This is a genomic window from Chryseobacterium arachidis, from assembly GCF_900129245.1.
Lineage (GTDB): Bacteria > Bacteroidota > Bacteroidia > Flavobacteriales > Weeksellaceae > Chryseobacterium > Chryseobacterium arachidis.
The window spans coordinates 81,915-95,701 of sequence record NZ_FQUT01000012.1; the positions used below are offsets into that span (position 1 = coordinate 81,915).

At 37.3% G+C, this 13,787-nt stretch carries 11 protein-coding genes; 7 read left to right on the forward strand and 4 right to left on the reverse strand.

What is annotated here, in order from left to right:
* Window positions 1–66: 66 nt before the first annotated feature.
* The 5 genes from BUA89_RS17775 (at window position 67) to BUA89_RS17795 (ending at window position 5,927) form a co-directional block, all read left to right on the forward strand.
* Window positions 67–1,197, forward strand: a complete 1,131-nt coding sequence (locus BUA89_RS17775) for a hypothetical protein (RefSeq protein WP_143152384.1) — start codon at window positions 67–69, stop codon at window positions 1,195–1,197.
* Between the two features lie 124 nt (window positions 1,198–1,321).
* On the forward strand, window positions 1,322–2,419 hold the full coding sequence (locus BUA89_RS17780) for a ComEC/Rec2 family competence protein (protein WP_072961538.1): 1,098 nt from the start codon (window positions 1,322–1,324) through the stop codon (window positions 2,417–2,419).
* Window positions 2,412–3,521 carry a trypsin-like peptidase domain-containing protein gene (locus BUA89_RS17785; RefSeq protein ID WP_072961541.1) on the forward strand — a complete coding sequence of 370 codons (1,110 nt, stop codon included), beginning with the start codon at window positions 2,412–2,414 and terminating at the stop codon, window positions 3,519–3,521. The genes BUA89_RS17780 and BUA89_RS17785 overlap by 8 nt, the downstream gene beginning before the upstream one ends.
* On the forward strand, window positions 3,508–4,014 hold the full coding sequence (locus tag BUA89_RS17790; RefSeq protein ID WP_072961544.1) for a hypothetical protein: 507 nt from the start codon (window positions 3,508–3,510) through the stop codon (window positions 4,012–4,014). Before BUA89_RS17785 ends, BUA89_RS17790 begins: the two co-directional genes overlap by 14 nt.
* Window positions 4,002–5,927 carry an AAA family ATPase gene (locus tag BUA89_RS17795; RefSeq protein WP_072961547.1) on the forward strand — a complete coding sequence of 642 codons (1,926 nt, stop codon included), beginning with the start codon at window positions 4,002–4,004 and terminating at the stop codon, window positions 5,925–5,927. Before BUA89_RS17790 ends, BUA89_RS17795 begins: the two co-directional genes overlap by 13 nt.
* A 100-nt stretch (window positions 5,928–6,027) precedes the next feature.
* Here the strand turns inward: BUA89_RS17795 and BUA89_RS17800 are convergent, their stop codons facing one another.
* The 3 genes from BUA89_RS17800 to dinB all read right to left on the reverse strand — a co-directional run bounded on the left by BUA89_RS17800 (window position 6,028) and on the right by dinB (window position 10,993).
* On the reverse strand, window positions 6,028–6,603 hold the full coding sequence (locus BUA89_RS17800; RefSeq protein WP_143152385.1) for a hypothetical protein: 576 nt from the start codon (window positions 6,601–6,603) through the stop codon (window positions 6,028–6,030).
* A gap of 181 nt (window positions 6,604–6,784) precedes the next feature.
* A complete protein-coding gene (locus BUA89_RS17805; protein ID WP_072961554.1) occupies window positions 6,785–9,835 on the reverse strand; it encodes a DNA polymerase III subunit alpha in 3,051 nt (1,016 codons plus the stop codon).
* 9 nt (window positions 9,836–9,844) lie between these two features.
* Entirely contained in the window at window positions 9,845–10,993 is a 1,149-nt protein-coding gene (dinB, locus tag BUA89_RS17810; protein ID WP_072961557.1) for a DNA polymerase IV, read from the reverse strand.
* Window positions 10,994–11,132: 139 nt separating this feature from the next.
* On the opposite strand from dinB, the gene BUA89_RS17815 reads away from it, so the two are divergent.
* Complete coding sequence (locus BUA89_RS17815; RefSeq protein WP_228420611.1) at window positions 11,133–11,852, forward strand: XRE family transcriptional regulator; 720 nt, start codon at window positions 11,133–11,135, stop codon at window positions 11,850–11,852.
* Window positions 11,853–11,868: 16 nt separating this feature from the next.
* Here the strand turns inward: BUA89_RS17815 and BUA89_RS17820 are convergent, their stop codons facing one another.
* Window positions 11,869–13,071 carry a hypothetical protein gene (locus BUA89_RS17820; RefSeq protein WP_072961564.1) on the reverse strand — a complete coding sequence of 401 codons (1,203 nt, stop codon included), beginning with the start codon at window positions 13,069–13,071 and terminating at the stop codon, window positions 11,869–11,871.
* Between the two features lie 94 nt (window positions 13,072–13,165).
* Between BUA89_RS17820 and BUA89_RS17825 the strand changes: the two genes are divergently transcribed.
* Window positions 13,166–13,720, forward strand: a complete 555-nt coding sequence (locus tag BUA89_RS17825) for an RNA polymerase sigma factor (RefSeq protein WP_143152387.1) — start codon at window positions 13,166–13,168, stop codon at window positions 13,718–13,720.
* Window positions 13,721–13,787 lie beyond the last annotated feature (67 nt).

The following is a 13,787-nucleotide window of genomic DNA, read 5'->3' on the forward strand; positions in this document are numbered from 1 at the left end:
ATGGTAATGCAAGAGTAAAGGTAGATAATATTTATATAATTCAAAAAATAAATAAAGTTTGCTGTGATGGATGAGATCCTATTTTTTATATTTACACTTGCCATTAGCCAAGAGCCTATATTAATGTTAGATCTATTCGAAAATTTACCGGAAATACCTGAAGAAAAATTACATGCAAAGTTCAAATTTTTAAAAGATAATCTCTTTCCAGAGAAAGCTATATTGTCCGGTTGGGTTAAAGGCTTTATTGACAAGGACAATAAGATTGTAGCGGAGTTTCAGGAAAGTTTTCATTCAAGTTTTTGGGAATTCTATCTCTTTGCTGTTTTCTCAGAATTGTGTTTGAAAGTAGACTTTTCACATTCCAGTCCTGATTTTATCATCTCTTCTCCCCAGCGGATATTGATCGAAGCTGTTGTGTCCAATATCAGAGATGGTGGCAGAGGAGAACATGACAGAAAAGATAGGGATATCTTATCCATGCTTGTTCCACAACATCTTGCAATAGATTTTAACGAAGTTCTGGATGAGGCAATCGTAAGGCATTCTAGTGCGATTATCAAAAAATGGAACAAGTATAAAACTGATTATTCTGTGCTGGATCACGTCGCTGGTGATGAGCCTTATATTATCTCCCTTAGCTCCTATGCCGAGGTCAACTACGGAAGAGAATTTGTCTACCCAATGATGGCACTCTTGTTTGGGCTTTATTATGACCCTATGGTGGATGATTATTTGCCGAGAAGTTCCATCAAAATGCCAGGGACTGAATCTGAAATTCCCCTTGGTCTATTCAGTAATTCAGCTTTAGAAGATGTTTCGGCGATATTGTTTTCCGCAACCACAACGCTGGGCAAGCTCACAGCCTTAGCCAATTCCGATAATGATTCAGAGCAGCTCAATCACGTTGTTAATGTACGGCAGATCTCTGATGATCCATCCTATAGCATTAAAAGTGTTTCACCTACTGAACCGGAACATCTTTCCGATGGCCTGTTCTTATTTCATAATCCCTTTGCAAAAAATATAGTGGACAGGAACATGTTTGGGAATACGAATATTGTACAAATTTTTCTCGACGGGGATCAATTCAGGTTTGAAGGAAAAAAAACACCTCTTTTTTCCAGATATAATGACATCGTCAAATTACCTGAAGAATTTTTAGCAAGCATTATTAGACGATTCAATCGCCTTTAGCTGAATAAAGCGATTTGATAGAAACATCAGTTATTACAGTAATTTTTTTAATTGAGGGTTGCATTTAAAGATTATAATTACTACTTTTCGACGAAATATAACCATATTAACTCTGTTTTATCAAGTGAAGCATCCTCTAAACGAAAGTCTCAGGACGCAGGTATTAGTTCTACCTGCCAAGTATGGAGATTGTATAATCGTAAAAACATTTGACAGTCAAGAAAATCCGTTCAATATCGTTATTGATGGAGGAACTCCGGGAACTTTCGATGAAGTTCTCAGAAAAGAACTCAAACTTATCCCAACAATCGGCATAATGATCTTAACCCATATCGACTATGATCATATCGGTGGACTCATAAAATATGTAAAGCATGCCCACTTTGATCCCGATCAAGTTAAAAGATACTGGTTTAATTCAAAAAATATAAAGTTTACATACGTTGGAGATAATATTCACAGCGGTCATGCCAAATCTTTTGAAGAACTTCTTATTGACAGAGGAAATATAAAGGATAAATGGGCAGAAGATATTATTGTAGGTAGTGAGGTGAAAATGCCTGAAGGCATTACTGTAGAAATTGTTTCTCCTTCAAAAGAAATCCTGGATGAACTATACTCGAAATGGCCGGACCTTAGTGAGGAGTATAACAAAAAATTGGAGGACCTTTCGATATCCGCTGTAAAACCTTCACAGATATTACGAGGCTCATTGGAAGACCTTGCTAAAGCGGATGATACACCGGATAAAACTATCCTCGATGATTTATTTAACAGCTCTTCGATAGCATTTGTCCTTAAAACTTTTGATATGTCCGTTCTATTTCTGGGAGATGCGCACCCCAATTTCATAGAAGAGACTTTGAGATCAAAAGGATATTCTGAAGAAAATAAACTGAAGGTGGATTTAGTAAAAATATCCCATCACGGTAGTAAAAACAATACCACAAATGCCCTCCTTGACTTGATTGAATGTGATAAATTCGTAATTTCAACGAACGGTGGAAATTCAACACATACGCATCCTGACAGAGAAACAATCGCCAGGATAATTCACCATCCTGAAAGAATTAAATCTAAATACAGCAAGAAGCGAACAATATATTTGAACTACCCACTAGCCAGCATGGAACAGAAGGCCGGCGAATTTGTAAATGCTGCTGACCTGCTGTTAGGCAACTGGGAACTGATTGATAATACTCGTGTTTTTGAAAATGAATGAAGATGTAATTAATAAACTATGTGTGCGGATAACCCTCCATGTAGGTGGGAAAGTCGTTAGCTACGGTTCCGGTACACTGGTAAAGGGGAAAGATTGTTTTTATGTAGTAACGGCACATCATTGTATATATGGTGATAAAAATGCTTATCCTAATATACAGCCGGACCAAATAGTCTTCCAACGACAGCAAGCCTTTAATGCGCCATTTGAGGATATTGAAGTATTGGAGATAATTGGTTCGGATTTAAAAGAGGACTGGGCAGTTATTAAGGTCAATCATGTGGATAACGATGGTACCCATCCTCATGTTTTAGCAACTGTTAATTTCAAACGGAACGATAAAATAATGTTTTCAGGGTTTCAGTTTGCGAACAAAAATGAATCCAGATCATTTAATAGTACTGTTCAAAATGGGATAGCCAGCGGTGAATTCCGCATTACTTTAGCCGACAAAGATACCTTTAAAGCAGGTAGAGATGATGCAAAAGGCTTGTCTGGCAGTGGTGCATTTCTAATTGATGGTCAGAACTTTCTACTGACAGGTATCTTAAAAAATGTGAAGGGAGATGAAGCATTAAATGATGATATCAAATGTTGCTGCATGGAGAAAATCGTTCCGCTAATCGGTCTTGAATTATGTGAAGTCTTGAATGATCCAACGATCGATACTTTCGGAACTAAGAAGTTCGGTGAAATTATTATTACAGACAATCGAAATCTTATGGAGAAGATCTTGGCTGTTAATGCTGATTTTTCCGCTAGGATGATGAAAAGATATCGTCAGCAGCTTGCGGTAGGAAAAGACGAATTGAAGGTGATTCCTGAACGTGAAATGAGCGCTATAAAATATCGTTTGTTCATTAAATGCCAGGAAGTACTTGACGATTTTGTTGCTGAGAATCGTGGCACAGTTTTGACTGAGAAACAGATTGAAGACCTCATCAAAGATTTTACCCACAGCGGAATTGAAATAATAGATATAAAATCCAAAAGGTATAACTATCCAATAATTGATGATGATCTGATGCGCAAGATCATTCTGGACTTGATCAACGAGTGTTATCTTTCATTTGACAAAGAAGGTTTATATGCAACAGAATAGAAGCTCAGCAAAAAAAAGATTGATGTTCATCCAAAAGGAGGACTACAATTATTTGGCTTATAGTACAATAATACTGTTGAAAGTTTTAGACTGTACAAACGAAGAAAAAAGATTTAGAGATTTTAGGAAAATTGCCTACCTGGTGGATTTTGTTAACGAGGGCGGAGAACCTAGCCTATTTGAAGAACAGCAGCTGGCCGATATCTATAACAAAGCACAGATAAAGAAAAAACTGCTTCATCATTTGATTATAGTTCTTAAAAACAGGGAACTCATCAGTGTCTCAGTGAACAAATCATCACAGACAATCGATCTTTGGCTAAACAAAGAATTTATACCCGGAGACTTCTTTGACACAGAAATATTTGAAAATGAGATAGCAAATGTCACAGAATTAAAGAGAGTCATGACGTTAAAGGTTAGAAGTATGCCGATAAAATCTTTAGTAAAAAAAATATTTGATGATAATAATATACTTACGTGGGGAGTTTAATTGTTAAAAAAGTAAAATATTCAGGTGAAAATTACTCTTACGAGTCTCCTGAATTAAAGAAAGGAATCAACATCATTCTTGGTGATAATGGCTCTGGAAAGAGTACATTCAGTTATTTTATTGAATATGCGTTAGGTGGTAAAGTAAAGCCGTTTGATAACAATGATGAGGAGTCTCGCTATTCCTTAATTCTTGACGATACAAACAATTTTGTTCAGGTTGATATTCTTATAGATGATATCCCCTATTCTTTAAAAAGGTTTATAGGCATGCAAGACGTTTTTGTCAATGACGGAACAACAACAGTGGCCTATCCCATTAGTAGGCAATCTGCTCCATTCATTTTTTCGGACTGGTTGTTGGAAAAACTTAAAATACCCGTTTTCGAAATTTATCTAGGCGCAGCGCACTGGTTTTTTAATTTTAACGATCTTTTCAGATTGCTAAATTATGATCAGAATACTGAACCCAGGAAAATCTATAAATCTCCTGTAGCAGAAAACTTTATTGCTGACTCCATCATTATCAGAAAATCAATATTCGAAATTCTTCTTGGAATTTCATCTATTGATTATTTTGAAAAATTAGAAAAATTAAAGCTCGCAACTAAAAAAAGGGATGTCGCAAAAGCCTTGTTCCAAAATTATGAATCGACTCATGAGAAGCCAGAGGATATGGAATCCTTGGACAAGCGTCAATCAGAAATTAAAGCTGAAATCGCAAAATTGGAACAAGATAGACAAGCCTACCAAATTAAGGAAACCACAGTTGATGATAAAATTGGGGAGTTAGCCGGGATACAGTCTATTCTCATTGATCTAGAACTAAAGACTTCTAAAGAAAGAATTTTGCTGAAATCATTGGAAAATGAACAGATTAAGGTTGACCATGTACATCGCAATCTCCTTGATGAAATAGCACAAATTCAGAAGATTATTTTCACACATGAACGTCTTGATCTCTTTTCAATGGAAGTTTGCCCATTTTGTATGGATAAAAAGAAAAATAAGAAAGGTTACTGTATCTGTGGATCAAAATTCAAGGAAGATGATTATGAAAAGTTTGTCTACAATGCGAGCGAGTATAAGGACATCCTTTCCCATCGGCAGAAAAGCATCGAAGCAATCACTCAGGCAAAGAAAGATTATGCATCGGACGTTCAGGAAGTGACAAAAAAAATAGAGAAAAATTCTAAACTTATCCAAGAATATACCGCGAAGCTTAAAATGGTAATAGAAACGGCTGAGTTTGCCGGAAGTACAACTGTTATTGACGATTATAATAATCGGATACTTGTACTAAAAGAGCAATCACTGAAGTTAGATTATTCGCTAAAAACAAGCAAAGAATGGCAAAGGTTAAGTACTGACCTTGAGGAAAAAATTGCGGAACTGAAAAAAGCTCAAATTAAATATAATAAGACAAAAACCGAGTACGATATAAATAATGCAGCAACAATAGAGGCTTTCAATACAATATACAGCAAGTTATTAGCAAAATCCTCATATAAAAGTAAAGAAGCTCATATTGATGAAGATTACATGCCTTACATTGATAACCGTGAATACAAAGCTAATAGCAGTGACGTTCCAAAGAGATTGATGTATTATTTCACAATACTTTCCTTAGCGATGAAATTACCATCGGTAAAACACCCCAGATTCCTTCTGATCGACACACCGGAAGCTTCAGGAATAGATACCGATCACTTAAACCAAAATCTTGAACTTTTAATAGATGCTCTCAAAATGGGAAGACAGGATGATGGAACTTTTAAAGATTTTCAGGTAATTCTTACTACAGGATACGGAAAATTTCCTCCTTCCTTTGAAAAATATGTTGTAGAACGATTTTCAGAAAAAGAAGGTAACTTTATTTTAAAGCCAAAGACGCCAGGTATTTCAAATGCATAAAAATTAAAGCCTCTTTTTAAGGGGCTTTAGTTTTTCTATTATTCTTAGTTATAATTTTTTATAATGTATTAATACACAAAAATCATTAGAGACGTTAATTTTAGTAATTATTTTTTCCTGTTGCCGCTGTCAAAAAATCGATTTCATATTTCTGTTCATTGACCACTTCTGAATAGAGATCCAATAGGTTTAAATTAACCTGATAGTGGGCTAATATCTGTCTGTTTTTAAGATGTATCTGACGTGTAAGTCGGGCAATGTACCAGAACGCGATTGTAAACACCACAAATAGTATCTGTAGCGTAGTAATAGAGATATCATAAACCTGGTTCACCAATTTGTTCTGCAGATCAGCACGGATTTCTTTTGTAGCTTTTGTTCTAATAATCTTTTGATCTGTTGCCGAAGTTTCTGACACCATTACCTCTGAATGGGTACCAAAATTATCATTGAGAAACTCTGTTACAACTTCATCATAATGCTCGTCAAAGTACCTGCGGTACTGATCTGGCGCCATAAAAGTACTGACCAATATCAAAAAGGCAAGTGACGCTAAGGAGATAAAAAATATTCTTTTAAGTACGTAATAGAAGTTATGGTACCAGCGAACCGGTTTTTGAGCTTTCATGTCGTCCAAGAGATTCTGAGCAGCCTGTATTTCTCTCTCAATATACATTCTGCTCTTTTTCTTAGCAGCTATAAAAGCGCTAATTTCAAGATTATTCATTGATGTTTATAGGTTATTAGCTTTTAACTATCTTCCGGGGTTTTAACCAGAGATAAACACCAAATTTATTAAAAAAAATGTTTTCCAGGTACGGAAAACCGTAATTATTAATTAAGGAAACATTGGTAACTTAGGAAATTGCTTTATGTCTGGGCAATCCAATTTCATGTTGTTGCGGATAAGGTGCACGGAAAGTCATGCTGACATCCTCCTTGATCCGCTGCTGCACTTCGTATTTCTTTTCCTCGTCATGGTAATAACGGGGATCTGCAATGAAAGGCATCTTCGCCATCTTACTGACAGTAACAGTAGGAAAGTTAAAATTTACTTCAACATTACCCAATAACAAATAGCACCCCCCACCCTGAAAAGGATATTTTTCAAGACAGTCGGCAAAATGGGCCGTGTCAAAGTAATCACCATTTACATCAATCCAGGTTCCAAAAAACATTGTCCCCCTATTGGTTGGAACGTGCTTTCTTGAAATGAGATACCCAAGCATCTTGACCTGCTTTTTATGGCACGAGGTCAGATCCTTAGCCATTGTGCTACCCCTGTATTTGGTCCGTAAAAGATCAAAAGGTGTACACGATACCGGGAAACTGAGAATCTCGATTTCGTCAAAAGCATCCTCAAAGATATTACGCTTCAGCTCAGGAAACTTAAATTCTTTGATCGGCTCCTCAAAAAGCGTCTGTAATTTATCCTGAGGTTTACATTCTCCCAATAAGAGACGTGCCCTGATCAATAGCTCATTCTTCGGAACCCCTGTAAACCGGAAGGCCCCGATCAAAATAAAAGTCTGCAATGTCTCTATTCCAACAGGTATGCGCCTGATAAAGGCTTCCATCGACCTGAACTCTCCATTTTTCCTTCTTTCCTCGGGGATCAACCTTGCGATTTTAGTTTCAACGTTTTCCAACAGCATCAAACCCAGATAAATGTCATTATCAAATATCGTCGTTTCATACTCGCTTTTGTTAACGCACGGATTAAGGATCTTACCTCCGGACATTTTTGCCTCATGCACGTAGACTTCCGTCCTGTAAAACCCACCCATATTGTTGATGGCAGAAACCATGAACTCTAATGGGTAGTACACTTTCAGGTATAAACTCTGGTAACTCTCCACAGCATAAGATGCCGAATGTGCCTTGCAGAATGAATATCCTGCAAAAGATTCAATCTGCCGGTAGATTTCTTTGCTCAGTTCTTCAGGATGCCCCTGCTGCCTGCAAGATGCAAAAAAATCGTCCTTAACTTTCTGCAAAGCCGAAAGTGACCTACCTTTTCCGCTCATAGCCCTTCTGAGGATATCGCCATCGGCTGCAGATAAACCACCATAATGCAGGGCAATTTTTATCACATCCTCCTGATAGACCATAATGCCGTAAGTTTCACCAAGCTGCTGTTCAAATACAGGATGGAAATATTCAAACTTATCCGGATTGTTGTGCCGGAAAACATATTCAGTCATCATCCCGCTCTGTGCAACGCCCGGACGGATGATAGATGATGCGGCAACCAGCACCTTATAATTATCACATTTCAATTTCCGGAGCAAGCCCCGCATGGCGGGTGATTCAATATAAAAACAGCCGATGGTACTTCCCCTGCTCAAATACTCATTGCATAATTTTTCATCTTTTGAGATCGTTGTGTCTTTGATGTTGACCTTGATACCGCGTTTCTCTTCCAAAAGCCTTACGGTATCATATATGGTTCCAAGACCACGCTGGGAAAGGATATCAAATTTCTCAAATCCAATTTCTTCCGCAACGTGCATATCCCATTGAACGATCGGAAATCCCTTAGGTGGCATTTCCAAAGCGGTAAAATTTGTTAAAGGTTCTTCAGAAATAATAATTCCGCAGGAATGCATGCTCCGCTGGTTCGGAAACTTCTGCAGGAGCATTCCATATTTTTGTACCTGCTGAATTACTTTATCGCTAAAAACACGTTCGGGATTTTTGCTCAGGGTATCCAGTTCATCTTTTGGAAGTCCGAACGCTTTTCCTACTTCACGGATGATTGACCGGTATTTGAATTCGACATTGGTTCCACAAAAGGCAACATAATCCTTTCCATAACGGTTAAAGATATAATCCAGGATAACATCCCTTTCCTGCCAAGACCAGTCGATATCAAAATCGGGCGGGCTCTTACGGTTCAGATTTAAAAACCGCTCAAAATAAAGATCTAGTTCAATTGGGCATATATCGGTAATGCCAAGGCAGTAAGCGACAATTGAATTGGCGCCACTCCCCCGTCCCACATGCATGAATCCCATGCTATTGCTGTATCTTATAATATCCCAGGTGATCAGGAAGTAACCGCTAAAGTTAAGCTCATCTATAACCTTTAGCTCTTTTTCTACCCGTTCGGTAGCTCGTTGGTGTTTTCTGCCGTACCTTCTTTCAAGTCCTGCATATGCTAATCTGGTGAGCAGTTTCAGGTCATCGGCTTTAGTACCTGTATAATGCTTTTTATTTCTTGGGGTTCCAGCCTGAAATTCAAAATTGCAATCTGCGAGAACCTTTTGTGTATTTTCAATAATCTGCGGATAATGTCGATATGTTTCTAAGATAGTTTCTGGAGATTCAAAATATTCTCCTTTTGTACAAACTTCATTTTCTGGCAACATGGAGAGCAATATATTATTATCGATTGCCCGCAAAATACGGTGCAGGTTATATTCTTTCTTTGTGCTGAATGTGATAGGGTGAAGAATGACCATTTTCGAAATGAATTTTTTCAGGTTTGGCCTAATAAGCAGATTCAGCTCTTCTTTGCGTATGCCAATGAATTCATTTTCCTCCAGTTCTTCTGGAAAACAGTTTAATGAATAAATTACAAAGTTGTTTTTGAGATCAGGCTGTCTGGGAAGTTCAATGCCATCACAATTATAAGAAGTTAAGATTTTATTCACTTCCCCTAATCCAGCGAAATCTTTGGCAACAGTTATGTATAATAATTCGCTCTCATTCCTTACTTCAACCCCAACAATGGGCCGGATATTGTTCTCTTCACATTTTCGCTTAAATTCGTAGATTCCAGTCACGGTATTAATATCTGTAAGAACAAGTTCTTTTATACCCAGGGCGAAAGCCTGGGAAACAAGATCGTCAATGGAAAGTGTTCCATATCGAAGGCTGTGATAAGAATGACAGTTCAGATACATAACAATACTTTAGCGTGAAAAATTAAACCCAACGGCCCTACCGACCGCATCTTTACCAAAACGGTTCTTGATATTATCCATAGCCTGATACAGGCTAATCAGCTGCGCACTGTCCTCAAACAGGCTCATCTGATAACTTCCGGGAACAAGATCGGTAAGCCTGAGTCCTACCAGCCTCAATCGCATCCGTCTTGTATAAAGTTTATTAAAAAGGTCAAGCGCAACTCTCGCCAGCGTATGATCGGATGAGGTATAAGAAATTTTGCATTGCTTGGTTTCTGTATCAAAATTTGCGTATCTGATCTTGACTACTACGGTTGAGGTCAGCCATTTTTCACTGCGAAGCTGGTGGGCAAGCTGCTCAGCCATTCCGGAAAGTAAGCTTTTCACCTCAGCGACATCCATGGTATCGCTGCTAAATGTCCTTTCTTTGGAAATAGACTTTCGCTCGGAAAATGGAATAACGGGCGTATTATCAATCCCATTGGCTTTCTTCCACAGATCTACCCCATTTTTCCCGATCATCTGCTGCAATACCTCAACAGGCATTTCCGATAGCGTACCGATGGTTCTGATACCAACTCTTGAAAAAAGTTCAAATGTTGCTTTTCCGACCATGGGTATTTTTTTAATCGAGAGCGGATTAAGAAAGGATTGAACACCCACTGGCAATATTTCCCGGTGACCATGTGGCTTGGATTCCCCAGTACCGATTTTACTCACTGTCTTATTCACCGATAGTGCATAGCTGATCGGTAGCCCCGTCTCCTTCTCGATCCTCGCGCCCAACTCATTTGTCCATTTATACGCACCAAAAAATCTGTCCATACCCGTAAGATCCAGGTAAAATTCATCTATAGATGCTTTTTCCATCAATGGAGCGCTCTCTTCAATGACCTCGGTAACCATATGGGACATTTTGGAATACAGCTCCATGTCTCCCTTCACAACCCTTGCCTGTGGACAGAGACGGAGCGCCATTTTCATGGGCATGGCAGATCTTACTCCAAAAGTTCTCGCTTCATAACTGCAGGAAGAAACAACTCCCCGATCCCCACCTCCAATAATCAGCGGAATCCCCTTAAGCTGGGAGTTTACCAACCTTTCGCATGATACAAAAAACGTATCCAGATCCATATGTACAATCGCACGCTCCATTTTTTTACTAAATTATTTAGCAAAATTGAGAAGATTTGTCACAAATAACAGTACATTTGTTGTGAAAAATATTCACAAAATGTCAGCACTCTCGATTTTAGCCCATAACATCACATATTTGCGGATGCAGATACCAAAAATGTCACAGCAAAAGTTCGCCGCTCAATTGTTTATCACAAGAGATGCCTACGCAAAATATGAAAACGGCAAAGTCAATCCCCCACTTGATGTGCTACTAGCGATCTCTAAATATTATCATATCAGTACTGATCTTCTAATGACCGTCGATCTGAGAAAATACAAGCTGGAAGAAATGCTCAATCTGCCCGATAACAGAATCTTGCTGCCGATAAAAACAGATGCTACCGGAGAAAACAAAATTGAGATTATCCCCTACAAAGCTTCAATGGGATATCTTGCGGGTTATGCCGATCCGGAATATATAGAAGGCCTGCAGACCATGTCGCTTCCATTTCTACGTAATGGAAAGTACAGGGCATTTCCTGTTGAAGGAGATTCAATGCCCCCATACAAAGACGGTACTTTTATTATCGGTGAATATGTAGAAAGCATTGAGGTTTTAAAAGTTGGTAAAACACATTTACTTGTTACTAGAACAGGCTTTACATTTAAACGTATCGAAAGCGTTAATCTGAATTCGATAACAGTAAAATCAGATAATTCATTTTACGATAATTACGAGATTCCATTTTCCGATGTTTGGGAAATCTGGCAATATGCTGGGAGTTTTTCTAAGCATGAACAACACTTGCTAAAATATAATGATGAAAACATAAAAAATGTATTATTACATTTAGTAGAAGAAGTATCTGCGCTTCAACAAATGATCATTAAATAGCCTATTATTAACTTATCTATTTTTGATTTGTATTAAAATAAAACACATTATATCGAATTAGGCCTGTACCAGGCGTAAAGTTCCAACTGATTGGTATGTTTGTTTGAAGTAAGTTCATTGTAGGATATTGACCTGTAACCAAATCACTTTTAGAAAAAGGTTCATCAGTAAAAAAACCAAGGTCATCTATTTCTGAGTCAGTCGCCATTCCATTACTCCACGATTCTGAATATAGAAATTTACTTAAAGTAGACCAAAACTTAGACGTTAAATCTTTATGAGAGGAATTCTTCGAGAACGCATTACCTAAATAATTTTTCGATTCCTTATTCAAATTTAGTAGTGCATAATTTAACAACATTTTATCCCTTGCACTTAATCTGTTAAAGTCAGATTTTTTATTCCCAAAATTATAAATGTAATCCGCATATATCAAATAATCTCGGCTTTGGGGAAAATACATTAGATAGTCTGTTAAAAGACCCAACTGGTTTAAATCAAATTCTGTTAGATCGAAATCGAAACCAGCAATACTCCTATATGCTTCTGCAGGATAAGACCTAAACATAAGCTTTTTCTCAGAATGATTGTACTTCATTCCACCCTCTTTATATCGCTCTGGATTTGCAATAATATCTCGAATTCGTAACCACATCTTATGTTCCTGATCTTTGTTCTTTATTGAATTAATTAAATTTTCTTCAATTAGTCCAACAGCTTGAGCACGCCATGATCTGTTCCATCTATCTGGAGCAGAAAGGCTTAATAAAACTTCCTCACTTGAAAAAGTAGATAATTTAAATCTAGCATCCAAATTGGAAAATCCTTTTTCTAATGTAAAGAGATCAAATAAGGAAAAAATTGAAGCAACAGCAGCGACGTATTTTCCTACAGTGCCATTTGTTTTATAATGATCTATAAATTCAGCTACTCTTTTCTCTGCGTCAGCGGAAACAAGAAACTCTTCGCCATTTATTGATACTTTTGACTTGCGCGTTGAAGTTGCTTTTTTAGAACCAGATCTACTATTTCCACCACCTCTAGCTTCAATTCTACCAGATAACTCAGGCCTTTCAATTTCTCTCCCCCCATATTCGGCTGAAACGTTAATAACTTGCATTTGATAGGTCTCTCTTGCCATTCCTCCATCATTTTGCGCAAAAGTAGAATTCGGAATTATTAATATTCCAATAATTATTTGAAGTAGGTTAATTTTCATGGCATAATATATTTCTGGTACATTGGTAATTAAATTACAAAAAAATGGTCAACATTCTTTTTGTTAATAGAAATAATTTAAAATATTTAAATTTGTGAATTACGATTTTCCCAAAAAATCTGGTATGAGCCTCTTTTCTAACTATCCAAGCCTAGCCGATCGTATGTTTCAGGAGATTTATGAAACATACAAGAATCGTGTTTTTGCTGTAGTGGGTTCTAAGATTAGGGATAGAGATGATGTACTTGATATCATGCAAAACGTATTTTTTCATCTTTGGATCTACAGGGAATCGCTCACAAAGGAAAATTCCGAAAGCATCATCATAAAAACATGCAAACAGGAGATTTCAAATTTCATATCTCTACAAAAAAAGCAGCCCATTACCCAGGAATCAGCTCATATTAAATTATCGGACGAATCGGATGATATGCTGGAGGCAGCTCTTGAAAAAGAGGAACAATTAAATGCTGTACAGCTTAGCATGGAACTCCTCCCAATTTCGAGAAAGCAGATTTTGACCCTGAACAAAATGGAAGGCATCACACAGGAAAAAATTGCTGATCAATTTGGCCTATCTAAAAAAGCCGTTGAAAAGCAAATTTCAAAGGCAGTGCAATTTCTGAGAAACCGTCACAAAAACTCTTAAATTAAGTTAATATCAGTTAAATTTCGTTAATATTTCATGTTAAGGGGGGGGGATTTTTATGTTTTCC

Coding starts and splice junctions, on each gene's coding strand:
- BUA89_RS17775 (WP_143152384.1), top strand. CDS start 67: ATGGATGAGATCCTATTTTTTATATTTACACTTGCCATTAGCCAAGAG.
- BUA89_RS17785 (WP_072961541.1), top strand. CDS start 2,412: ATGAATGAAGATGTAATTAATAAACTATGTGTGCGGATAACCCTCCAT.
- BUA89_RS17790 (WP_072961544.1), top strand. CDS start 3,508: ATGCAACAGAATAGAAGCTCAGCAAAAAAAAGATTGATGTTCATCCAA.
- BUA89_RS17800 (WP_143152385.1), bottom strand. CDS start 6,603: ATGTATATTGAGAGAGAAATACAGGCTGCTCAGAATCTCTTGGACGAC.
- BUA89_RS17805 (WP_072961554.1), bottom strand. CDS start 9,835: ATGTATCTGAACTGTCATTCTTATCACAGCCTTCGATATGGAACACTT.
- dinB (WP_072961557.1), bottom strand. CDS start 10,993: ATGGAGCGTGCGATTGTACATATGGATCTGGATACGTTTTTTGTATCA.
- BUA89_RS17815 (WP_228420611.1), top strand. CDS start 11,133: ATGTCACAGCAAAAGTTCGCCGCTCAATTGTTTATCACAAGAGATGCC.
- BUA89_RS17820 (WP_072961564.1), bottom strand. CDS start 13,071: ATGAAAATTAACCTACTTCAAATAATTATTGGAATATTAATAATTCCG.